We start from the raw sequence: 22,277 nt of genomic DNA on the forward strand, positions 1-22,277 counted from the left end.
GCGCCTAATCCCGCCCGGCGACCCTTTTGGCCACATAGCCAAGAAATGCCCGTTGTGGATTTCTGATTTGTGGACGGCCCGATGCGGCCCAATAGGCCAGCCAGTCCGCTTCCAGCGCATAGACATCCCGACCCGGCGCCATCGCCCTGGCTTCTTCCAGTGCCCCTGATGGCAGGATCGGTTTATCCGGCCCTTCGACCAGCTGACCGCGGCGGGTAAAGCGGATCAGATCTCCGGGCTCTTCTGCCATCTCATAATCGGGAAGGTGATCGGCAGCGATCATGTCACGGATCATCTTGCGGAACACCCGCCGGGGTGAGGCCGAGCCGGATTTCTTCAACAGCACCTCGACCGAGATCCGCCATTCGGGCTGACGGCCACAATGTTTGCGCGCCAGCTCATAGATGCGCCGCTCCAGCGGTTTGCGCAGACGGAAGTAATCGCGGCTGAGGGTCAGCACGGATTTCGCCAGCACCGCGCGAAACAGCCAGTCCGACAATTTCACACTGACGCTGACCATCCGGCCCGCCCGGGTGTGACGCACGATTTCCCAACTTTCGATCAGGCCAAACCCGGTGGTGGTTTCCTTCTCGCCGGTGACAATGTTGGTGGTGATCCGGGTACCAGCCAGCCGTTCGAACGCTTCACGCAGACGCTTGTAGCCATCGCCGCTGGTTTCGCGGTTGGTGGCCACCATCAGATCATGCGCCGTCAGATGCAGCACGCGGCTGACCGTCCGGCCCGCATTGATCGCCGCCATCAACTGGCTGATGCAAAAGATCAGGATGTCCTTGTCGTGAATCGTCGCCAGCCCCCGCACCGAAGGCGTCACCGTGATCTCGACCCCATTATGTTCGTAATTGAGGATCCGACGATCTGGTCGGGTCGAGAGCGAAAACATCGGATGCTCCATCGAACCCATATCTGTCTTGGGCAGCGCATCGAAGATATCGCATACAAAAAAATCGCCCGTTGGGTGCCGGTCGGGCAACAACGCCCCTGACCCGCTCATACTGCCCCGCCCATATGTCCTGCCCGAATCTTTGTTCGTGGTTTTATTGACGCTCACCGTAGAGTTATCCACAGGACGCGTAAAGCCGCCGGAACGTGGGACCAGAGTCACTGCAACGTGGGATCAGAGTCACCTTATCGTGGGATTAGATTCATTCTGAACTTCGAAGAACGCAAAAATCTCTTTTTTTTCTTATAGTTATAAAGGAGTACGATCTGCCGTAACTATAAGATAACAATATTCTAACTGAATATTTTTTTGCTACACGCTCAAAACCAGCGTTTCGAATGGCTTCTACCCCTTAATTTTGCTTAGAGAATTCGGTTTTGTGCTCATAATGCTTTCACATGCCTTCTTTTGTGGTATATTGTTCAAAACATAGCACATGGGCAGTATTTCAATGCGAGCAACACCGTCCGAAGGCCTTCCCCCATATTTCAATATCGATCCGGATCTAGCCTATGCCGAGTTGGGCGATCCAACTGGAACACATGATTTTTCGCAGATCGCGGACGCCTGTGCACGGGGTCGTAGCGACCTGGCGAACCGGGGACTGGAAGAAAACGGCCAGAAAAAGCTGCGCCTGTTTTCAACCTGGGAAATCACCAAATATCTGATCCCCGTCGCGCCAGCCCATTTTCGCCGGGTCCTGAAAGGCAATCCGGATTTACCGCAGGGGCAGTCCGAAACCGAAGGCGGCGCCAAGTGGTTTACGCTGGATGAGGTTCTGCGGCTGCGCGCGCATTTTGCCTCGGAAGGTTCCAAGGCCAAAGAATATCGCCCCTACCGGCCCAAAGGGTTGCCCGCCAAGATCGTCTCGGTGGCCAATTTCAAGGGCGGCGTTGGCAAGACCTCGACCTGCGCTCATCTGGCCATGTCGGCAGCTTTGGATGGTTACAAGGTGCTGGTCATTGATCTGGACAGCCAGGGCTCGATGACCTCGATCTTTGGCGGCAAGGTAGGCGATGAATGGCAGACGGTGTTTCCACTGCTGGCACGTCATTACGCCACCCATCTGCGCCGCGACAATCAGGGACGTCTTGACCGGGGTGAAGCCCCGCATCCGATCGACGACACCCTGTCCGAGGCGCTGAAGGTCCGTAGCAGCGATCTGATTCAAACCACACACTGGCCGAATATCGACTTGATTGGCGCACAGCTGAACCTCTACTGGGCCGAGTTCCAGATCCCCGTCTGGCGGATGCAGGGCCGCAGCTGGAAGCTGTGGGATGCGCTGACCGATACGCTGGATGAGGATGGGGTGCTGGACGAGTATGACATCATCTTCATCGATACCCCCCCTGCCCTGGGCTATCTGACGATCAACGGGCTGGCCGCATCCGACATCCTGCTGGTGCCCATGGGCGCATCGTTTCTGGAGTTTGACTCCACGGGGCGGTTCTTTGACATGCTGCATTCCACCTTCCAGTCCATCGAGGATGGAGAGAACATGGCCGCCCGTGCGCTGGGGCGGCCCGAGATGGCGTTTCAATGGGATGCGGTGCGCACCGTTATCACCCGCTATGACGGCAGCCAGCAGGCAGAGCTGGCCGGGCTGATGCAGGCCTATCTGGGCCGGACCCTGTCGCCGCACTGGCAAGGTTACACGGCGCTGATCGGTCAGGCCGGGGAACAGGTCAATGGCATCTACGAGGCCGATTACCGCGATTTCAACCGCGAGACCTATGTGCGTGGGCGGGAGACCTTTGATGCCACCTATGCCTCGTTCAAGAAGCTGCTGATCGGGGTTTGGCGGGGCGAAGAGCTGACCCAGCAGGCCGAAGAGGCGGGAACACCGGAACTGCCTCTCTGAGTGCGATGTTTCGCGCGCGAAACACACCTATTGTGTGTCGAAACAGAGTCTGATCCGCGCAGGAAAAGGAGAACGTGATGGCAAAACGCAAACGACTGACCCCAGCCCGGCCAGATTATCTGGAGGACAATCGCCCTGTCCCCGGCCCGACATCCATGTTCTCTGCGGATACACCCCGCGCCGCGCCACCGGTTGCACAGGTGGCCGGGGCCACGGCGGCTCAGGCGGCGCTGGAAGAGCTGTCCGGAGAGTTGCGCGCCGCCCGGGCCGAAGGGCGGCTGGTGCAGGACCTGCCGCTGGAGTCCATCGAGGAAACCTATCTGGTGCGCGACCGCCTGGCGGCCGATGACGCAGATATGGAGGCGCTGAAAGAAAGCCTGAAGGCGCGGGGCCAGCAAACCCCGATCGAAGTCGTGGAACTGGCCGAAGGGCGGTATGGGTTGATTTCCGGCTGGCGGCGTATGAGTGCGTTGCGGGCGCTGGCTGCGGAAACGGGCGAGGCACGGTTTGATACTGTGCGTGCATTCCTCAGACAGCCGCAGAGCGCGTCAGACGCTTACGTGGCCATGGTCGAGGAAAACGAGATCCGCGTCGGGCTAAGCTATTATGAACGCGCCCGGATCGTGGCACGGGCAGCAGAGCAGGGGGTTTATCCGGATGAAGCTGCCGCCCTGCGCGGGCTTTTTGCGTCAGCCAGCCGGGCCAAGCGATCCAAGATCGGCTCGTTCATCTCGATCTATCACGCGCTGGATGACCATCTGCGTTTTGCCTCGGCCATCCCCGAACGGCTGGGCCTGTCGATTGCAAAGGTTCTGAAAGAGCAGGCTCAAGCAGCTTCTTTGATCGCCAAGGCGCTGCAGAAGGCCGAGCCCCAGAGCGGAGAATCTGAAATTTCAGCTCTGACCCGTGTCTTAAACAGCCTGGGATCGAACGGGGTAAAACCACCCGCTGCCGAGGTGCCCGGGAAAGAAACATTCGGCAGCATTCAGTTGAAACAGAGTCGAAACGGTGCACAGGTCACCCTGTCCGGCGAGGGGCTGTCTGAGGCATTTCTTGCAGAGCTGAAAGCCTGGCTACACGCGCGCGGCACATGATGTTTCGCGCGCGAAACAGAGGCCGAGAGATCCGGGTGCATTGATCTGCGGGCTTGGACCTGATCTGGCTTTGTCGTTTCAGTGCCTGGTGGGATTTGGGAAAATGGGCCTCAAGACCCGCCATACGCGTGGCCGTTAGCCAGAAGAAATCGCCTATGTAACCGCTTCATTTTCAAAGCCGTGCCTCATGCTGTAACCTTGAAATCAATGGGCTCTGAGCCTGCCGTCACGAACGTCAACGATCAAAAAAACTGCAGCAGAACCGGTTGTATGGGTATGCTCACTGTGCCTGATGAGATCGTTTGTGGTATCCCTATGGTCATTCGAACGTTGATTTTCAGTATGATCTAACAGGATATGTTTCGCCCATGACGGTAAAATTGTTAATTATTGGACTGCAACCCGTAGTTTTTTTGGGGGGTGAACAAGAGAATATCTAGAGCAGCATTATGAGGAAGTGCGCAGACATCCAGCTTACATCGTTGAAGGCCGCTTAGGTTTGACGCTCAGCGATAGCCGCCTTTCATTCTGCTGCGGTTTCCTTATCGCGCACGTGTTGGGCCATATATGTCAGAGGTAATTTGGCGTTAATGGTCGGCAATGCGCTCGAAGGAGGAGCAAGAGTGCAAGACTTAAAGCAAACAAAGCTATGAAGAAGTCATATGTTCTCATTCGTTTGGCTTCACCCCTGCTGATTTTCTCGGGGGTTCTCATATTTCGGGATGCTCTCGTGGATTTTCTGGAAACTACGACGGGTAGTCTGGGGTTCATGACGCGCCTAATCGGGGTCATTTCAACGGTTTGGGAAAGAGCTCTGCTGTTTGTATTGATTGTCCTGGCTTTGGGGGCTGTGATCTTCCTGTTTTCCCGCTTCTTACCAAAACGCATCCGGTCACTTGCGTTGTTTGTCCTTGTCGTGGGGGGCGTCAGCTGGGCGTTGTACCCATGGACGGGACGTGACGCAGTTGTGCTTGGCGTTGTCAGCGGTGGGGTTTTGATTGCGAATTCCGGGGCGTTCTGGGCGCAATATCTTCGTAAGCCGGTGTCCGGCAGATTAATTGATGCAGTGATGATCTGCGCGGTTGGTCTGGCCGAAATATTGTTGCCGCGCCCCTACTATCTTTGGATAAGATGCAAGCTAGGTTCAGATGCACCACGCAAAGAGCCCGGTTTTGGGCGCTACATTCCTGGTGTTGTTGTCGCATCTGCTCTCATCGTTGCTTTTTTCCCTTTTCCTAGGTTAGCAGAAATTGGGCAAAACCTGTTTATGTCCCCTCAGGCCAAGGTGATTTTCGGGCCGCGCTTCGGAATTTACACAAAGTACGACATAGCTTCGATGGTGTTTGATCCTGTTTCGGGTCAGCTTTTTTTATGCGGAAACGGGACAAATACGTTGCTGGTGCTGCTCCCCGAAACCCAAGAGGTGAGCGACACGGGGATCATAACCGACAAAACTCAATTCTGCGTTTTTGACCCTGACCGCAGGCAAATATCTTTCGCCAACCGGGCAGCTGGGAAATTGATTTTGGTGGATGTTGAAAGCCGCAAAGTCGTGTCAGAGCGTGCTTTGGGATCTGTGCCCTCTGGTGAAATTATTATGGGTTATAATCCTTCGGCGGATGTTCTTATTGCAGCATCCGAAGCTGCAGAACGAGTCGAAGATGTCGACTCGGTGCAAATATTCGATGCCAATAGCTTGGCGCGCAAGTTGACACTGGACGTAGATCCCGGAAATCTCATCACCCATCCTCTTAAACCAATTATGTACGTAAACTTTTTCTTCCGTGATGAAGGTGTACATGCTTTCGATCTGAGTAGCGGAGAGTTGCTCGCCAGCACCCCTTCGGACGATCGCAGCGATCGATCTACAGTCGACGTTACACGAGAAGAATTGCTGGTGACCTCCCCGGTGCATGCTCGCATCCAGGTCTTTGATACGACCACTTTGACACCAAAGAACAGCTTCCCCACGGTATTTGGCGCGCGTGGGTTGGCGTTGGATGCAGAGCGTGATCTGCTTTTGGTCGGAAGTATACTAACGAACCAGGTTGACGTGATTGATCTGAAGACTCGAAAATCTCTACGGCGCTACAGGCTGGGGCCCTGGCTGCGTGATATCGTCATCGATCCCAAGAGCGGGATGGCCTATGTTTCCTCGCGCTTTGGGGTCTATCAATTGAAATATCTAGAGTGATTTGTCGCCGGATTTTAGCTGTCTCAACAGAGGGTTACGAAGGTATAGACGCTCCCACACACCTTCTTGGGGCCGACGGGGGTGCGCCATCGACGACAAGGCGGTTACATCTTGACCAGTCGTCCGTCCGTCACCCTGAGCCCCTGTTTTTCAAAGACATTGCGCGTGTCGAAGATCAACGTGGCCTCGCGCGCAATCAGACCATAATCCGGCGCGCTGTGATCGGTGATTACGGCCACCGCCGCATAACGTTTCAGGTTTTTTGCTGTCAGCGGCTGGGATGTCCGGCCCGCAAGCTGCGGGTATTCGCCACCTTCGGGCAGGCGGGGGAAATACGGGTCGTGATATTCGACCTCGGCGCCCAGCTTTTCCAGCTCGTCCAGCAACACCAGCGCCGGGCTGCGCCGGGTGTCCTCGACATCGCGCTTATAGGCGATGCCCATCAACAGGATGCGCTGCCCGGTCAGGGGCTGTCCGGTTTCCGCCAGCGCAGACCCGTTGCGCGCGGCCAGTTCCGCCGCCATCCGTGCCGCCAGCATTTCCGGCACCGCGTCATTGCTGGAGCGGGCCAGATTGATCAGCGGTGTATCAGATCCTGCATCCGCGGCGCGCCAGGCCAGATAGGCCGGAGACACCGGGATGCAGGCCCCACCAATTCCGGGACCGGGATAGAAGGGCATGAAGCCGAACGGCTTGGTCGCAGCCGCCTCGATCACCTCCCAGACATCCACGTCCATTGCTTCAAGCGCGGTCTTCAATTCGTTGACCAGCGCGATATTGACGGTGCGAAAGCTGTTTTCGACCAGCTTCACCGCTTCGGCTGTGGCGGCCGAGCTGACCGGAACAGCGCTGGTGACGATGGCGCGGTAGAAATCCTCGACCAGTTGCCGCGACAGCGGATCATCGGCGCCGACCACTTTGGGAATGCTGTGCGTGTCGAATGTGTCATTGCCGGGATCTTCGCGCTCGGGCGAGAAGGCCAGGAAGAAATCGGAACCTGCCCGCAGTCCGCCCGCTTCGAGGATCGGCTGAACCAGCGTGGTCGTGGCTCCGGGCCAGACGCTGCTTTCCAGCACCACCATCTGACCGGGGCGCAGATGCTGCGCGATGGTCTGCGCGGCGGCGGCGACAAAGCACATGTCCGGGTCTTGTGCGTCAGTCAGCGGGGTCGGCACGCAGATCAGGATGATATCGGCCCCGGCCAGTGCTGCGGCATCCTGCGTTGCGCGAAAGTGCCCACTATCCACCGCCTGCGCGATCCGGTCTGACGCCAGATACGATATGACCTGATCACCCTGGTTGATCCGCGCCACCCGGTCGGAGTTGAGATCAACGCCGGTGGTATCGAACCCTTCGTCATAGGCGGTCAGCGCCAGCGGCAGGCCGACATAGCCCAGCCCAACCACGGCAACCCGCGCATCGCGCGCCGCGATAAGCTGCTTGAGGGACTGATGGTGCGAGGTTTCGTAGTTCATAATCTATCCTGATCGTACAAAGTCACACTGAATTAAAATTAGCTTAGCAGATTGGAAACCTTCTCTCTTCATCGGATAGGACAGATTGGAAACGAAGCCAACTAATTTGTCGTTCCCGGCAAAGACCCGGAATGGGCGTTTCCGAAAAAGAGGTAATCTCGATTCAAGTCATCGATTGTTTTGCATGCTCTCGACCCATTCATCGAAGAAAACACAAGGTTCATAGCCGATCTGAGCCTGTGCATGTTGGATTGAAACCTCTGGCTGACCGGCAAAAAGCCTGCGCCCGGCCAGGTCAGGCATCACGGGTCGGGGTGGTGTCAGCCGGGCCTGAACGGACCGTATCCGCTCTGCGGCGGCCTCGACCCGGCGGCGCCCGACAAGGTGGCGCAGGCGCGCGCTGATCTGACCAGCCAGAGAAGGGCCTGCGGACGTGCTGCCATCGGGCGGCGGGGGCGGGGTCGGGTTCGCCGCCGGATCGCATCGGACCTCTCCGCATCCGGCAAGCCGGGCATAGCCTTCGAAAAATGTCTTCCATCCCAACTTGTCCGGCCCGCTGATCAGGTATCGCTCGACCCCGGTCTGGGGCGATGAGGCCGCGCGCAGGGCCGCCTGTACCACGTCATCGACATGGACGGCCGGGCACTGTCCGGGCGGGTCGGGCAGGATGATGCCGCCCCGGCGCATCATGGCCAATGGCCCGTTGGTCCAAAGCGCACTGCCAGGTCCGTAGACGATGGTCGGCTGCAAGATGGCGGCGTCGCATTTCCCCTGTAACAGTCTCTGTTCCATCGCAACTTTGGCACCGCGATAGCTTTGCACATCTTCCGGAGTGATCGGGCTGTGTTCGGTGATCGGCCCGTTGGGCCAGCTGTCATAGACCACAGCGGAACTCAGATGCACGATGCGTTTGCAGGACCCGTCTTTGGCGGCTTTGATGAGCGCGTCGAAGGCTGCAAGGTTGTCCGCGCCGGAGGCCCGGAAATCATAAGCCAGATGAAACAGAGCCGCCGCACCGTCCAGCGCCTGCGTCAGGGTCGGGCCGGGATGCAGGGGGCAAACCAGTGTCTTTGCCCCGGCCTGTTCCAACGCGGCAGCCCCGTGGCGCGTGCGCAGCAAGGCGGTCACGTCACATCCCGACTTCAGCAGCGCAGCGATCAGACGCTGGCCGATAAAGCCGGTTGCGCCGGTCACGATCACGCGCTGGCCTGCAAGGCCGTCGCCGGGGCGGGTGTCCATGTGTTTTTCGGTCATCTTCGCAAGTTCAACATTCTTAATGCGTTGTGCAACAATTCAGCCCTTTTTCCAAAACTGTGCAGGCCCGGCCTGTCAGTGCACCATAGTGGTATCTACCATTTGGTGGCCACAGATCCCTATGCTAAGCCTGTGGCATTAGAGTGGATTCTGTTGGTACGAGGGTTTTTCATGCAAATATTGATCACAGGCGGGGCCGGTTTTATCGGGTCGCATCTGGCCGAGCGTCTGATTGGCAATGGGCATGAGGTGACGGTGCTGGATGACCTGTCCACCGGATCGCTGCAAAACCTGTCTTCTGTTCAGGATCATTCCGCCTTTCATTTTGTCGAAGGCAGCGTCTTGGATTCCGGGCTGGTCGAACAGCTGGTTGGGGCCGCCGACGCGGTGTTTCATCTGGCTGCCGCCGTCGGGGTAAAGCTGATCATGGATCAGCCCAGCCAGTCGATTGCGACCAATGTTGACGGCACGCAGAACGTGTTGCGCGCGGCTCTGCGTCATAAACCACTGGTCTTCATTGCCTCCAGTTCCGAGGTTTACGGGAAGGCATCAAAATTCCCGTTCAATGAAGATGACGATCTGACGATCGGCGCCACAAGCATTCTGCGCTGGTCCTATGCCTGCGCCAAGACGTTGGATGAGTTCATGGCGCTGGCCTATGCGCGCGAGGTGGATCTGCCGGTGGTCGTGCTGCGCTTTTTCAACACGACCGGCCCACGCCAGACTGGGCGTTATGGCATGGTTGTTCCGAACTTCATCGAAGCGGCCCTGGCCGGCCAGCCGATTCAGGTTCATGGCACCGGTGAGCAATCGCGCTGTTTCAGCCATGTGGCCGATGTGGTAGAGGCGCTTATGCGTCTGCTCGATGTTCCCGAAGCCCGGGGGCAGGTCTTCAATATCGGTGGTGAGCAGGAAGTGACGATCCGGGGGCTGGCCGAAAAGGTGATTGCCGCAACGGGGTCCGCATCCGAGATCCGCCTGGTGCCCTATGAAGAGGTCTATCCCGAAGGGTTCGAAGACATGGCCCGCCGTCTGCCGGATGTCTCGAAGCTGCGGCGCTTTACCGGGTTCAGCCCGGCGCGCACGTTGGACGACATCATCGCTGACATCATGGCCGAGAAACGCGCCAAAGCTTACGCATGAAGAGCCAAACACGATGACACCGGGACAAAGAGTTGAAAAGCTGGTGCGCGACACCGCGACCGTGCTGCTGCCGGACCGGCTGCGCAAATGGATCCGTAAGCAACAGCGATTGCACAATCTTCAGTCGGTGCCGGTTGGGTCGGTCGATTTCGGCGGGCTGCGGCGGTTGTCGCCGATCAGCGCCGTGTTCGGGCAGGATCGCGATCTGCTGACCATCGAACGCCATTACATGGAAGAGTTCCTGCAAAACCACAGTGACGACATCCGTGGCCGGGTTCTGGAATTCGGCGATCCGGCCTATACGAAGAAATTTGGCGGCGACCGGGTCACGCAGGCGGATGTGCTGAGCTATGTTGAAGGCAATCCGCAAGCGACTATCGTGGCGGATATCACCGATGCGCCGCATATTCCCGACAACAGTTTTGACTGCATCATCATCACGCAGACCCTGCAGATGATCTTTGAAGTGGGCAAAGCGATCGCAACGCTCGAACGTATTTTGAAACCCGGTGGTGTGGTGCTGTGCACCTCGCACGGGATGACCCGGGTGGCGCGGCGCGAAGGGGTGGATGACTGGGGCGAATACTGGCATTTCACCAGCCAGTCCAAGCGCCATTTGTTCCGGGCGGTCTTTCCGGCAGAGAATGTCAAGGTGTCGACCGTTGGCAATGTCTTTACCTGCATCTGCAACCTGCATGGCCTTGGGGCCAGCGAAATTGCGCCCGAAGAACTGTCCACCCATGATCCCAACTATGAAATGCTGGTTCTGGTCCGGGCAGTAAAGGCGCAGTGAGCGATCTTGTCATAGGGTCCGGGCCAGCCGGGGTTTCCGTTGCCCGGGCCTTGCTGGCGCGGGGACGAACAGTCACGATGCTGGATGCCGGGGCGGAACCAGGGCCCGGGGTCACGGACCGGGTGCAGCAGATGTCCCGAACCCGCGCCGAAGACTGGAACACCGAGGCGCGTGCGGCCTGGATGGAGCCTCAGTTTCAGGCCCCGGACGGCGAGGTGTGGCGCTATGGATCCGGTTATGCGCTGGCCTCACCTGCGCACACACTGGCGGAAGGGGCGGATTGGTTTGCCCTGCGCGCCTCGCGGGCGGCGGGCGGGCTGTCCAATGTCTGGGGCGCTGCGGTCTTGCCGTATCGGCAGGCAGATATCGATGATTGGCCCATAACGACCGATGATCTTGCCCCACATTACAAAGCGGTGGCGGAGATAATGCCTGTGTCCGGGCAAAAGGACGGGCTGCAGGATCTCTTTCCCGCCTGCGATATGACAGGCCGAACACCCGTTCCGCCAACCGCGCAGGCCGGGATGCTGCTGGCCCGTTCCAGGCAGAAGGCGAAGGCATTGCAGGGGGCTGGGATGCATGTCGGTCTGGCGCGGCAGGCGGTTGGATCGGGTTGCCAGACCTGTGGGCTGTGTCTGCACGGGTGCCCGTGGTCGCTGATCTGGTCTGCAAGACAGGCCCGTGCGGAGTTGCAGGCAGAGCCGGGCTTTACCTACCGTGCGGATCACGTGGTGCGGCAGGTCCGCGAGGAAGGCGACGATGTTGTCGTCACTCTGGCAGATGGCAGTGATGTCCGGGCAAGCCGGGTGTTTCTGGCCACCGGGGTGCTTGAAAGCGCGCGCATCCTGTTGGCGTCACCCGGTTTGCGGGGCAAGGAGCTGATGTTGAAAGACAGCCAACAGGCCTTTCTGCCGATGCTGCATCGCTGGCGGGCGCCCAGACGGCCCGACGTTTTGCCTTATCAGACGCTGCCGCAGCTTTTTGCGGAACTGGACGATGCGGCGGTGTCGCAGCGGCTGGTTCATGCCCAGATCTATACCTGGAACGAATATTACGCCCGGGATCTGAAACAGAACTATGGCCGCCGGATACCCGGCAGCGGGCCGCTGCTTGAGGCCTTGGCCCGACGTCTGATCGTGGCGCAGGTTTTTCTGCATTCCGATCATTCGCATGAAATAGCCTTGCGTCTGGCAGGGGATGGGCGGTTGCGTCCCGAACTGAACGAAAATCCCGCAACCGCCGGGACACTGCGCGCAGTGCTTGCGCGCTATGGTCAGGCCTTGCGGGGGCTTGGTCTGACCAGCCTGTCTTTTGCAGCGCGGTTCGGGGCGCCGGGGGCCAGTTTCCATGTCGGAGGTGATCTGCCGATGTCAGATGCCCCGGGCCCAGGTGAAAGCGATGTGTTGGGGCGCCCGCATGGCGCGACGCGCATTCATGTGGTGGATGCCTCTGTCCTGCCAACCATCCCGGCGACGACAATTACCTTCAGTGTGATGGCGAATGCCCACCGGATCGGAACGCTTGCACCCGAAGCCTGACACTCAGTTGATGGGCAGCACCTTGCTCAACCCGCTCCGCACGCCGCGCATCAGTTTGCGGGCCGCCAGATAGGGCCCGCCGCGCCCGGCCAGATGTGCCTGCCAGCGGGCGATGTCGGAGAAATAGAACATCTCGAGCCGGGGCAGATCGTGGATGTCATCCTTTGGTCCGGCCACGCCCAGCCTTGTTCCGACCGAGGTGTCGTAATGCCGGGCGATCTGTGCGCGTACATTCGGATTCGACGCGCCATATGGTGGTGCGAAATGCCGGACAGGCTGACCAAGCCGGGCGGCGATGTCCTGACCGGAACCGGTGACTTCTTCTTCCAGCATGAGCGCATCCAATGTGGAAAGATCGGGATGGTTGACACTATGCGCGCCAAAGCTAACCCCTTCACTGGCCAGCGTCTCGACCTTGTCCCAATCCATCAGGGGGCGGGGCGGGATATTGCCCCCGGCCCAGCTGTCGGTGTCGCCCATCAGGCCCGAAGGCAGATAGACGATCGGGCAAAAGCCGTGATCGCGCAGGATCGGCCAGGCGGTATCGGCGAAGTCCTGGAATCCGTCATCGAAACTGATGATGACCACGCGGGGGCCGGGCGGGTTGGCCAGCGCGTCCGGTGTCACCACCGGCAGGCCGGATGCCGCCAGCGCCTGCATCTGTGCGGCAAAGATGTCTGGCGCAATCGAGGTTGGCCCCGGCGCATCCGAAATCGAATGATACATCAGGATATCGGCCTGCCAGGCGGGCATGGGTCAGTCTTCCACCACATGGGTGGCAAAGACCTCGCGATAGCGGTTCCATTTCGCGCGGTCGACATTGCCCTTGTCGTCGATGCAATCCGCCGCGCCATAGGCCATGGCAAAGGCGTGGTGCGTGTTGTCATGGGCAAACAGGCCCTGCCGACCGAATACGAGCAATCCGTCCAGATTTGAGAGCCACTGATCGACGGTATCGAACCGCTCTTCATAGCCCATGTCGTAAACCGGATAGGCATGGCTCAGCCGTCGGGTTTCGCAGCGGCGTACGGGAACCGTGACCGGCAGGCCCAACTGGCCCAGCCATTTGGTGAATTCCTGCCCCAGTTCCTCGTCGGACATGGACCACCATTTTTCGTCCGGGTCACAGGGCAGTTCGGCGCACAGCACGGTGACGCCCTCTGGCGTGCCGCTGGCGTTATAGTTCTTGGGCTCCGACATCCGGCTGATCGGGATCGACAGTTCCGGGAAGTAATGCGCGTCGAACTCGGTGAACTGGTCGGTTTCCAGCACCAGATACAGCAGGATCATGCCGCGGAAGCGGATGGCGCGGGCGGCCTCGACCACCTCTGCCGGAGGGTCGCCGATCAGGCGCGTCAGCCCGGTCAGCGGGATGGTCGACAGGATCAGATCGCCGGTCAGGTGCCGCTCGCCCTCTTCGTCGCGGATCGTCAACCCGGTGATGCGATTGCCGTCCCGCTCGATGGCGGTGATTTCGGTGTTGAACAGGAAGCTGGCGCCGTTGGCCTCGGCACTGTTGCGCATCGCGTCCGAGATCTGCCCGAACCCCTTGCGCGGATAAAAGAACCGCCCGGCGGTTTCACTGCGCAGCCCCGGCAACAGGCGCAGCATCTTCATCAGGATCTTGCCGACCGAGCCACTGCCGACGCGGCGCTCGGCCAGTTTCACCGCTAGCTTGTCCGGATCCAGCCCCCACAGCTTGCGCACATACGGGAAATAGAAATTGTCCGAAATCGTCGGACCCAGCCCGTCATAAAGCACGGTCGAGAATGTCTCGGGTCCGGTGCTTTTCTTGCGGAAGGGCTTCAGCACCATGTCCCCGATCAGCGACGCGGCAAAGGGTTTGGGCAGGCGCAGCAGCGCATCGGTCAGTTTCAGCGGGAAGTGAATCCACTTGCCGCCCAGTCGAATGCGCCCATGGCGCGGACGCAGCAGCAGATCGTCCCCCAGCAGGGCTTTTACATCGGCCAGTACCTCGGGCTCTGCGGCCGGGTGAAACCGGTGCGAGCCATAATCGCAGATCACGCCCTCAATCGGGAACGAGGCCGAATTTCCGCCCGCAATAGGCGCGCGTTCGATCACGGTCACTTTCGCCTGCCCGGTCAGGGCATGGGCCGCGGCCAGACCGGCAGGCCCGGCCCCGAGGATAATGATTTCAGGCTTGTCGCCGCCTGTTGGTCGGGAAACATCCGTCACTTGCACTCTTCCTTTTGGGAATTTGTCGGGGCGCTGAACCGCATCCCGGACATGGTCAGAACCAGCGCGCCAAACCCGCCCGCTGTAAACAACACAACCTGCCAGACCAGCCCGGCGGCCACGACCGCGGGCGCGCTGGCGCCGAAGGGGACCAGAAAACTGGCCAATGTGGCTTCGCGCAAGCCAAGCCCGTTCAGCGATACCGGCAGCACGGCGATGATCTTGGCCAGTGGCCAGGCGAAAATCCATGGCCCGGCGGCCACATCGACACCCGCCGAGATGGCCAGCCACCAGGCCAGCAGAACCAGCAACAGCTGGATCAGCACCGATGCGATGAAAGCGATCGCCAGTGTGCCGGGTTTGCGGCCCATCCCGGCCAGCGCATCGGCCAGACGATGAGCAAAGCCTTTGCCGGGCAGCGACGGGAGATAGCGCCAGGGCAGGGGCAGCAGGCGCGGTAATGCAACCATACCCGCCAGTGCGGTCAGCAGGATCAGCGCCACTGGCCAGATCATATGCCCGCCCGCAGCGCTTTCCCATGTCAGCACCAGACCCAAACAGGACAAGGTTAACAGCGCCACCATGTCAATCAGCCGGTCCACAGTCGCGCCCGCAACAACCTGCGCGCCGTCTTTCATTGCGGCTTGCGCCAGACCGGCCCGCACCGTATCGCCGCCGATTGCGCCGGGCAGGCACAGGTTGGCCGCCAGCCCGGCAAAATGGGCCCGGATGGCCAGCGGGGCGGCAAACCCGCGTCCCAGCAGCAGCCACCATTTCAATGCAGCGGCGACATGGGCCAGCAGGAACAGGACGAGCACGCAGGCAAAAACCCAGATTGGGATCGCCTTTAGCGCGGCCACGATGGCCTCGGCGGGCAGAATCCAGAACAGGACCGCCAGTACCAGAACTGATCCGGCCACCCGGATCAGCCAGCGCCGTTGGCTTGGATCGGAAAGCATACCGCTCACCTCACGGTCTGAGATGCAGCCGCGAGATCATGTCGGCGATCAGCCCCAGCGACCAGATCATGATCGCCGCCAGGAACGAGAACACCGCCGTTTCGCTGAGATTCCAGTAGAACATGTCGATAATGAACTTCACCGTGCCCAGCGTGAAGAACGCCAGACCCAGCGGGATGAACACCCGCAGCGGATTAAACAGCGTGCTGATGCGCAGGATCAGGATGATGAAGTTCAGAAAATCAATCGGCCGGATCTTCGATTTGCCCACCCGCTTGCCGTATTCAATCGGCGTATAGATCATCCGCTTGCCGTTCGAGGTCATGCACAGCGTGATCGTGGTGGTGAACGAGAAGTTCTGCGGCAGCAGCGGCAGGAACGGGATCAGCTCGGATTTGCGGAACACCCGCAGGCCCGAGTTCAGATCGTTGATCTTGCGCTCGGCCAGGAACGAGGCAAAGGCGAACAGGAATTTCTTGGCCGGTCTGCGCAGCAGCGGCACGTTTTTCATCGCCGCGCCCCGGTCGCCCACGACCATGTCCTGATCGCGGCACATGGCCAGCATTCCGGGCAGATAGCGCGCGGGGTAGGTGCTGTCGGCATCCAGAATGGCCACATATTCATGCTGCGCCATCCGAACACCGCGCTTGAGGCTGGCCCCATAGCCGGAATTGACATCGTTGAAAGTGACGGTTGCCCCGCTGGCCTCGGCCTCGGCGCGGGTGTTGTCCTGACTGGCATCGTCCACCACGATGATCTCGTAGGGAATGCCCAGCGGTTCGAGATGGGTGCGAACATCCTCGACCGTGTGGCGCACGGCGTTTTCCTCGTTATAGGCGGGGATAACCACGCTCAGGCTCATGCCGGCGGTTTCCGATGCGATCAGCTCTTCGGGTGTGGTGCTGTTCGTCTCCATCGGCTCTGCGACTTTGTTCATGAAAATGAAAACCTTTTATTCACTTAATAGTCCCTGCCCTAGACCCTGCTGCATGGTTTGCATGGTGCATAGAGCGCGACGGGCTTAATTCCCTGTATTGCGTATAGTATTCGAACACGTACAGACTGAACATAGACAATAAATTTGACCAAATTCGACCGTTAAGGCGTCAAGTTTGTAATTACGTATACTGTGCGCAACAGGTGTGAGTGATTGAGCCATGTGTCCATCGGCACTTGGCGGGGTTCGGGCAACAGGAAGGAAACGGGTGTCAGGGCGGCAGAGTTTCAGCAGCGGAGTTGCCTGGATGTCGGCTGGGATCTGGGTCGAGCAGGCGTTCAATTTCATCATTTTTGCCATTCTTGCCCGTATTTTAGGGGTCGAAGCCTTTGGTCTTCTGGCGATGGTGGCAGCCTTTGTGCTGTTTTCCGAATTCCTGGTACGCGAAACGATTTCCGACATTCTGCTGACCCGTGAGGCGCTGTCGCCAGAGCGGTTGAACTCGGTTTTCTGGCTGTTGGCGCTGCTGGGCGGCGTGTTGACGATTGGGTTGTATCTGGGCGCGGGACCGGTCTCGGATTTCTACAATGAGCCGGTTGCGAGTGAATTGTTGATTGGATTATCCCCAACGGTGCTGATGATTTCACTGACGGCGGTGCCGGTGGCGATCCTGCGTCGGGAAATGCAGTTCCGTGTTCTGGCCATCCGCGCAGCGCTTGGTGCGGCGGTTGGGGGGGGCGTGGGCATCACCATGGCACTGACCGGATACGGGGTCTGGGCCCTGGTCGGTCAGCGGCTGGCGATGACGGCCACCAATATCGTGATGGCCTGGGGGGCGGTCTCCTGGCGCCCGGCTTTCCACGCGTCGCGGGATCACATGCGCACGATCCTGCATTTCGGTCACCGGATTCTGGGTTTGCGCGCGGCAGAACTGGCTGCGGTGCAGTCGCCTGCGGTCATCATCGGGGCAATGCTGGGGCCGGTGCAGGCGGGGTATTATGCAATTGCCTGGCGGGTGATCGAGACCGCCTCGTTTCTCATGATCACACCGCTGCGCACCGTGGCGCAACCCGCTTTTGGCGCGGCAGCGCGCGATGGTGGTCAGGCGGCGGATCTGCTGATGGACGTCATGCGCCTGACCGGGTTTCTGGCCTTTCCGGCCTTTGCCGGGCTGGCGGTTCTGTCGGAACCGGCGCTGGTGCTGCTGTTCGGCCAGAAATGGGCGCCCGCCGCTCCGGTGCTGAGCCTGATGTCGGTGTTTGGCATGTATCTGTGCGCCGAAAAGGTGCAGCAGACTTTTTGCCTGGCGGCGGGTCAGGCCGGGCGTCTGGCGATTCTGTCCTGGGTCGAAGTGGCGCTGGCGGCGGCAGTGATCGCGGCGCTCGCCCCTTATGGCTTGCCGGTCGTCACAGCCGGTTTTGTGGCTGTCTTTCTGCTGATCTGGCCGCTTAAATTTGCCAATCTGGGACATATTGCGAAGCTGTCCGGCCTGACTTTGATGCGGCAGCATCTTGCGCCGCTTCTGCTGTCGGGGGGGATGGTGGTCGCAGTGCAGGGGGTCGTGTGGCAACTGGACGGCCTGCCCCCGGCATTGCTCTTACTTGTTGGCACGGCGGTGGGCATCCTGATCTATGGTTTTCTGGCTTTTCTGCTCCAGCGGGACAGGCTGCGCCTGCTGGTCTCAATGCTCTGGCCACAAGAAGAGCATCTGCCCGCAACTGATACTCAGGGGATTGAGAGATAGATGAAATCTTTGCGTATTTTGATGTTCACCACATTTTATCCCCCCTATTCCTTTGGTGGCGACGCCATTGGCATTCAGCGCATGGCCCGGGCGCTGGCGGCGCGGGGCCACGATGTGACGGTGGTGCATGACGAAGACAGCTATCTGATCCTCGGTGGTAAACCGCAACCCGAAGGTGCCCCTGACGGGGTCCGGCGGATCGGGCTGCGCAGCCGCAACGGCATGATGTCGAACCTGTTGACCCAACAGTTGGGCCGCCCGGTGGTTCATGGGGGCCGCATTCGCGAGATATTGGCCGCGCGGCAACCGGATATCATCTGGCACAACAACACATCCCTGATCGGCGGGCCGGGCCTGTTGCCGATGGGTGAGGGGCTGAAGGTCTATGAGGCGCATGAGCACTGGCTGGTCTGTCCCACCCATGTTCTGTGGCGGCACGGGCGCGAGCTGTGCGATGATCGCCAGTGCCTGCGCTGTGTGCTGAAACACAAACGCCCGCCGCAGCTGTGGCGTTATACCGGCGCGTTGGACCGGGCGCTGGATCACATGGATCTGATCATCGCCAAAAGCGAATTCAGCCGTGCCAAGCATCGCGAATTCGGCCTGCGACAGGACATGCAGGTGCTGCCCTATTTCCTGCCCGATCTGGATCAGAGCGCTTTGCCGGAACCGGCAGCACATGACCGCCCTTATTTCCTGTTTGTCGGGCGATTGGAAAAGATCAAAGGGTTGCAGGATGTCTTCCCCGCCTTTGATCGTTACCCGGATGCCGATCTGCTGATCCTTGGTGATGGCGATTACGCGGATGAGCTGAAGAAACAGGCGGCGGGCAATGACCGGATCAAATTCCTGGGCCGCAAGACACCTGACGAGTTGAACGCTTACTATCGTGGTGCACTGGGGCTGATCGTGCCGTCGGTCTGTTATGAAACTTTCGGCATCATCCTGATCGAAAGCTTCCGGCTGGGCACACCGGTGATCGCCCGGCGACTGGGCCCGTTCCCCGAGATTGTCGAGCGGGCAGGGGGCGGAGAGCTGTTCGAAACCGAGGATGAGCTGATTGCGGCGATGCGCCGTTTTCAGGACGGAGGTGCCGCGCGGGATCAGATGGCCGCAGCGGCACGGCAGGGGTTTGAGACACTCTGGCGCGAAGATCAGGTATTGGGCCGGTTTGGCGCGGCTTTTGCGCAGGCAGCGCATGGTGCAGGCCGGACCGATCTGGCCCGCGCGTTAGAAGCTGGCGCTTTTGAGAACGGCGCGGCGGAATAATCGGGAGTTATCCCTGCCCGGCCAGCTGCCGATACAGCTTTTCAAACCCGCTATGCACATGGGTTGGCGAAAACCGGTCTTCCTCACCACGGGCCGTGGCATTGGTACTCAGCCGGTCATATTCGGCGCGGTCGCGGCAAAGATCGCGCAACGCCTGAGACAGGCCGTCCAGATCATCGACCGCACACAGGCGTCCGACATCGTTATCCACCAGCTCGCGCACACCGCCGCAATCGGTGGCAATCACCGGCAGCCCGGCGCGGAACGCCTCGACAATTGAAATCGGCAGAGCCTCCCACCGGGATGTCAGCAGATAAAGATCCGAAGCCGCAAGATAGGTGGCGACATCCGAGATCACACCGGGGAAACGGATGATGTCTGAAACCCCGGCCTCTTCGGCCCAGGCCTCGACCTGACCGCGCAGCACGCCTTCGCCCCCGACAACGATCCGCAGACCGGGAAGATCCTGCCGCACACGCCGGGCCACCTCGATCATCGCGTCGAGGCCTTTTTGGTGATCCAGCCGGGACAGTGACAGAACCAGATGTGTGCCATCTTCGCCCAGCAGGTCCCGCCGTAGGGCGGCAGCGGCGGCAGGGTCGGCTGGTGGGTTGGGGTGAACACCCAAAAGCATTACCCGTGCCTTGTCGGGATCGACCTGGCGCTCCAGCAGGGATTGCATGACCGTTTTGCTGGGGCAGAGCGCCAGATCAGCTCGCTTCCGGCACGCGCGGGCCACCGCGTTGAGGCGGTCGGGCGACGAGCCGTGATAGGTCATCACAATGGGAATCCCCATCCCCAGACTGGCCAGGCGGGCTGTCAGAAGCGGCGCGGTTTCATGCGCATGGATGATATCGACCTTATGTGCCTTGAGCGCCCGGCGCAGGGTCAAAGCCGAGCGCGCCAGCCAGTACATTCTAAGGGCCGGGTTGAGCTTGCCATTCGCGCTGTGGTCGCTGACCCGGTCAAGCCGCAAAGGTACAAAGACACTGCCATCCGCGGTATCGCCAAGTTCGCCGGGGGCACCAGCCTTGATCACCTTGTGTCCATGCGCCATCAGGGACCCGCCCAGATCGGTAATGTGACGCTGAATGCCCCCGCCGAACGAGAAATACGAACACATCTGCAGGATGCTCAGCTGTTCCTTAAGAGTTCTCTCATTTGTCAGGGGGAGTGTTGTTTCACTTACCATATCGGCTGTCCCAGTCGGAACGTGATGATTTTGTCCGCACCATCCGGTTTTGTCAGGCGAGCTGTGATCTGATTGGCTGTATCATTGGGCGTGATGCGAAAAAATGCCTGGGCCTTTTCGCCGTTCTGTATCAGCTCAACGGGCTGCGCGGCCTCTCTATCTGTTGTTATAGATGCCGCGGTGATACCGGCTTCCCCAATATGCATTTCGATATCAAGCGGGGTATCGCGGCGCAGAGGTGCAGACAGGATCAGATAGGCTGCCGCGCCAGGTGCATCGATTGGAAAGACCCCAACTCTCTGGTGGCTGCCCGGCCCAAAGCGCTGATACGCGGTCAGCAGAATGCCCAGAAGGATCAGCAGATAGATCCAGCGGGACATCCCCAACCCACGCCAGATGCGTCGGAGCGGGCCGTATTGTGCCGCCTCAGGGGCCAGCCGTGCCGCAAAGATCAAGGCGCCTGTCAGGGCAACGCCGGCGGCCAAAAGGCCTGACAGAACCCAGAGACCCAGTGAAACTGCGCCGCCCCAGGTGCCGAAATGCAATGTGTTCATCAGTGCCTTCCAGCGTGCGAAGCCGCGGGTATCATCCGGGGTGAACGCGCCGAGCACCTCAAGGGTCACCGGATCGACCGACACGCTGCCCCATCCGCTCGTTTTCGCAAAACCGGCCACTGGGCCTTCAAAGCCAAAAGTACCGGACGGATCGCCGGGCAGCACCATGACAAGCGGCTCCAGGCCAGGCAAGGCGGCAACAGCGCTTGCCTCGGCCTGTTCAAGGGTGTCGGAACTGAAACCGATAGGCAGGGTGGTGTCACGGGCGGAAGTGGGCTGAGGTTTTGGGGTTGTACCTTCGAACCCCAGGCCGCCGAGCATGAAATAGAAGCTGGTGATTGCAATCAGGATCAGAAGGGGCGCGGCCCAGAGGGCCGTCAGCCGGTGCGTGGCACCGGACCAGGATCTGAACCCCCCGGCGCGTTTGGGCCAGCGGAAAAATCCTTTCCAGAAACGCCGGTAGGTAATCAGCCCGCTGACGATCTGATACAGAAGCAGAACAGATGTTGCCGAGATCAGGATGAAGATGGGGCGTTTGGTGGTCAGAAACGTATCATGCAGATCGCGCAGGATATCGCGAAACCCGCCATCCCTCGTTTCGTAAACGACTGCTCCGGTCGCCGGGTCGGTCCAGAAGCTGATGTTTTCGCCCCAGCCGGTTCGCCCGAAGGTGCGATCTGCAAACCAGGGGGCGGGGTATTTCTCGATGACGAACACAGTGCTTTCGGGATGGGTGGTTTTAATGCCGTCATAGATTTCCGCAAAACTGGCGGTTCGGTCTTCTTTGGCAATGGTGGTCCAGATTTCCGGTCGGGCAATGGATTCAACCTCGATACCGACGACAAGCACCGTCCCCGTCAGGAACATAAAGGTAAAGAAGATCGACAGGTGTAACCCCAACCAGGTGTGCAGGGAAAATAGCCAGTTGCGAAAGGTTCGGTTCATTTGAAACGCTGACAGCTGATAAATTTACCGGCACACTAAATGAAACTGATGTTTAAGAAACAAGGGGTCGGAGAGAACTGACTGTTTTAGACGCGTGAATCCGGCAGAAGATGTGGCGGTGAGCGCACGTTATTGCAAAATATTCCTGTACTTTGGGCGATGGGC

At 59.6% G+C, this 22,277-nt stretch carries 17 protein-coding genes; 8 read left to right on the top strand and 9 right to left on the bottom strand.

The features are described from left to right. Positions 1-4: 4 nt before the first annotated feature. Positions 5-1,012 (bottom strand): replication initiator protein A, encoded by a 1,008-nt coding sequence (locus tag Q0816_RS21095; protein WP_298854328.1) that lies wholly within the window; start codon positions 1,010-1,012, stop codon positions 5-7. 400 nt (positions 1,013-1,412) lie between these two features. Here Q0816_RS21095 and Q0816_RS21100 point away from each other — a divergent pair, with 400 nt between their 5' ends. The 3 genes from Q0816_RS21100 to Q0816_RS21110 all read left to right on the top strand — a co-directional run bounded on the left by Q0816_RS21100 (position 1,413) and on the right by Q0816_RS21110 (position 6,113). Further along, positions 1,413-2,825, top strand: a complete 1,413-nt coding sequence (locus Q0816_RS21100; RefSeq protein WP_298854330.1) for an AAA family ATPase — start codon at positions 1,413-1,415, stop codon at positions 2,823-2,825. A gap of 77 nt (positions 2,826-2,902) precedes the next feature. Then, entirely contained in the window at positions 2,903-3,919 is a 1,017-nt protein-coding gene (locus Q0816_RS21105; RefSeq protein WP_298854332.1) for a ParB N-terminal domain-containing protein, read from the top strand. A 730-nt stretch (positions 3,920-4,649) separates the two neighbouring features. After that, positions 4,650-6,113, top strand: coding sequence for a hypothetical protein (locus Q0816_RS21110; RefSeq protein WP_298854335.1), 1,464 nt, complete (start codon positions 4,650-4,652; stop codon positions 6,111-6,113). A gap of 104 nt (positions 6,114-6,217) precedes the next feature. Here Q0816_RS21110 and Q0816_RS21115 read toward each other — a convergent pair whose 3' ends face one another. Beyond that, positions 6,218-7,588, bottom strand: coding sequence for a nucleotide sugar dehydrogenase (locus Q0816_RS21115; RefSeq protein ID WP_298854337.1), 1,371 nt, complete (start codon positions 7,586-7,588; stop codon positions 6,218-6,220). Between the two features lie 168 nt (positions 7,589-7,756). Beyond that, the gene (locus tag Q0816_RS21120) at positions 7,757-8,842 is read right to left on the bottom strand and encodes an NAD(P)-dependent oxidoreductase (protein ID WP_298854339.1); all 1,086 of its coding nucleotides are present in this window, start codon (positions 8,840-8,842) and stop codon (positions 7,757-7,759) included. A gap of 171 nt (positions 8,843-9,013) precedes the next feature. On the opposite strand from Q0816_RS21120, the gene Q0816_RS21125 reads away from it, so the two are divergent. The 3 genes from Q0816_RS21125 to Q0816_RS21135 are packed head-to-tail and all read left to right on the top strand — an operon-like array spanning position 9,014 to position 12,316. Continuing rightward, positions 9,014-9,985 carry an NAD(P)-dependent oxidoreductase gene (locus Q0816_RS21125; protein WP_298854341.1) on the top strand — a complete coding sequence of 324 codons (972 nt, stop codon included), beginning with the start codon at positions 9,014-9,016 and terminating at the stop codon, positions 9,983-9,985. A 13-nt stretch (positions 9,986-9,998) separates the two neighbouring features. After that, positions 9,999-10,778, top strand: a complete 780-nt coding sequence (locus tag Q0816_RS21130) for a methyltransferase domain-containing protein (protein WP_298854342.1) — start codon at positions 9,999-10,001, stop codon at positions 10,776-10,778. Further along, positions 10,775-12,316 (top strand): GMC oxidoreductase, encoded by a 1,542-nt coding sequence (locus Q0816_RS21135; protein WP_298854345.1) that lies wholly within the window; start codon positions 10,775-10,777, stop codon positions 12,314-12,316. The genes Q0816_RS21130 and Q0816_RS21135 overlap by 4 nt, the downstream gene beginning before the upstream one ends. 3 nt (positions 12,317-12,319) lie before the next feature. Here Q0816_RS21135 and Q0816_RS21140 read toward each other — a convergent pair whose 3' ends face one another. The 4 genes from Q0816_RS21140 to Q0816_RS21155 are packed head-to-tail and all read right to left on the bottom strand — an operon-like array spanning position 12,320 to position 16,408. Continuing rightward, positions 12,320-13,069, bottom strand: coding sequence for a polysaccharide deacetylase family protein (locus tag Q0816_RS21140; protein ID WP_298854347.1), 750 nt, complete (start codon positions 13,067-13,069; stop codon positions 12,320-12,322). Between the two features lie 3 nt (positions 13,070-13,072). Continuing rightward, on the bottom strand, positions 13,073-14,512 hold the full coding sequence (locus Q0816_RS21145) for an FAD-dependent oxidoreductase (protein WP_298854349.1): 1,440 nt from the start codon (positions 14,510-14,512) through the stop codon (positions 13,073-13,075). Next, positions 14,509-15,471 carry a lysylphosphatidylglycerol synthase transmembrane domain-containing protein gene (locus Q0816_RS21150; RefSeq protein WP_298854351.1) on the bottom strand — a complete coding sequence of 321 codons (963 nt, stop codon included), beginning with the start codon at positions 15,469-15,471 and terminating at the stop codon, positions 14,509-14,511. The genes Q0816_RS21145 and Q0816_RS21150 overlap by 4 nt, the downstream gene beginning before the upstream one ends. A gap of 10 nt (positions 15,472-15,481) precedes the next feature. Beyond that, entirely contained in the window at positions 15,482-16,408 is a 927-nt protein-coding gene (locus Q0816_RS21155) for a glycosyltransferase family 2 protein (RefSeq protein ID WP_171120566.1), read from the bottom strand. Positions 16,409-16,715: 307 nt separating this feature from the next. Between Q0816_RS21155 and Q0816_RS21160 the strand changes: the two genes are divergently transcribed. Together Q0816_RS21160 and Q0816_RS21165 are read left to right on the top strand one after the other, a co-directional pair. Beyond that, positions 16,716-18,152, top strand: a complete 1,437-nt coding sequence (locus tag Q0816_RS21160; protein WP_298854357.1) for a lipopolysaccharide biosynthesis protein — start codon at positions 16,716-16,718, stop codon at positions 18,150-18,152. Continuing rightward, entirely contained in the window at positions 18,153-19,421 is a 1,269-nt protein-coding gene (locus Q0816_RS21165; protein ID WP_298854359.1) for a glycosyltransferase, read from the top strand. Between the two features lie 7 nt (positions 19,422-19,428). Here Q0816_RS21165 and Q0816_RS21170 read toward each other — a convergent pair whose 3' ends face one another. Together Q0816_RS21170 and Q0816_RS21175 are read right to left on the bottom strand one after the other, a co-directional pair. After that, positions 19,429-20,613, bottom strand: coding sequence for a glycosyltransferase family 4 protein (locus tag Q0816_RS21170; RefSeq protein ID WP_298854361.1), 1,185 nt, complete (start codon positions 20,611-20,613; stop codon positions 19,429-19,431). After that, positions 20,607-22,112: a PepSY domain-containing protein gene (locus Q0816_RS21175; protein WP_298854363.1), complete on the bottom strand. Its 1,506-nt coding sequence runs from the start codon at positions 22,110-22,112 to the stop codon at positions 20,607-20,609. Before Q0816_RS21175 ends, Q0816_RS21170 begins: the two co-directional genes overlap by 7 nt. Positions 22,113-22,277 lie beyond the last annotated feature (165 nt).

Origin of the sequence: uncultured Ruegeria sp., from assembly GCF_947497005.1 — a bacterium.
GTDB lineage: Bacteria > Pseudomonadota > Alphaproteobacteria > Rhodobacterales > Rhodobacteraceae > Ruegeria.

Excerpts from the sequence above, each read along its gene's own strand:
- Q0816_RS21095 (WP_298854328.1), bottom strand. The coding sequence starts at position 1,012 with ATGAGCGGGTCAGGGGCGTTGTTGCCCGACCGGCACCCAACGGGCGAT.
- Q0816_RS21100 (WP_298854330.1), top strand. The coding sequence starts at position 1,413 with ATGCGAGCAACACCGTCCGAAGGCCTTCCCCCATATTTCAATATCGAT.
- Q0816_RS21105 (WP_298854332.1), top strand. The coding sequence starts at position 2,903 with ATGGCAAAACGCAAACGACTGACCCCAGCCCGGCCAGATTATCTGGAG.
- Q0816_RS21115 (WP_298854337.1), bottom strand. The coding sequence starts at position 7,588 with ATGAACTACGAAACCTCGCACCATCAGTCCCTCAAGCAGCTTATCGCG.
- Q0816_RS21120 (WP_298854339.1), bottom strand. The coding sequence starts at position 8,842 with ATGACCGAAAAACACATGGACACCCGCCCCGGCGACGGCCTTGCAGGC.
- Q0816_RS21125 (WP_298854341.1), top strand. The coding sequence starts at position 9,014 with ATGCAAATATTGATCACAGGCGGGGCCGGTTTTATCGGGTCGCATCTG.
- Q0816_RS21130 (WP_298854342.1), top strand. The coding sequence starts at position 9,999 with ATGACACCGGGACAAAGAGTTGAAAAGCTGGTGCGCGACACCGCGACC.
- Q0816_RS21140 (WP_298854347.1), bottom strand. The coding sequence starts at position 13,069 with ATGCCCGCCTGGCAGGCCGATATCCTGATGTATCATTCGATTTCGGAT.
- Q0816_RS21150 (WP_298854351.1), bottom strand. The coding sequence starts at position 15,471 with ATGCTTTCCGATCCAAGCCAACGGCGCTGGCTGATCCGGGTGGCCGGA.
- Q0816_RS21155 (WP_171120566.1), bottom strand. The coding sequence starts at position 16,408 with ATGAACAAAGTCGCAGAGCCGATGGAGACGAACAGCACCACACCCGAA.
- Q0816_RS21160 (WP_298854357.1), top strand. The coding sequence starts at position 16,716 with ATGTCGGCTGGGATCTGGGTCGAGCAGGCGTTCAATTTCATCATTTTT.
- Q0816_RS21165 (WP_298854359.1), top strand. The coding sequence starts at position 18,153 with ATGAAATCTTTGCGTATTTTGATGTTCACCACATTTTATCCCCCCTAT.
- Q0816_RS21170 (WP_298854361.1), bottom strand. The coding sequence starts at position 20,613 with ATGGTAAGTGAAACAACACTCCCCCTGACAAATGAGAGAACTCTTAAG.
- Q0816_RS21175 (WP_298854363.1), bottom strand. The coding sequence starts at position 22,112 with ATGAACCGAACCTTTCGCAACTGGCTATTTTCCCTGCACACCTGGTTG.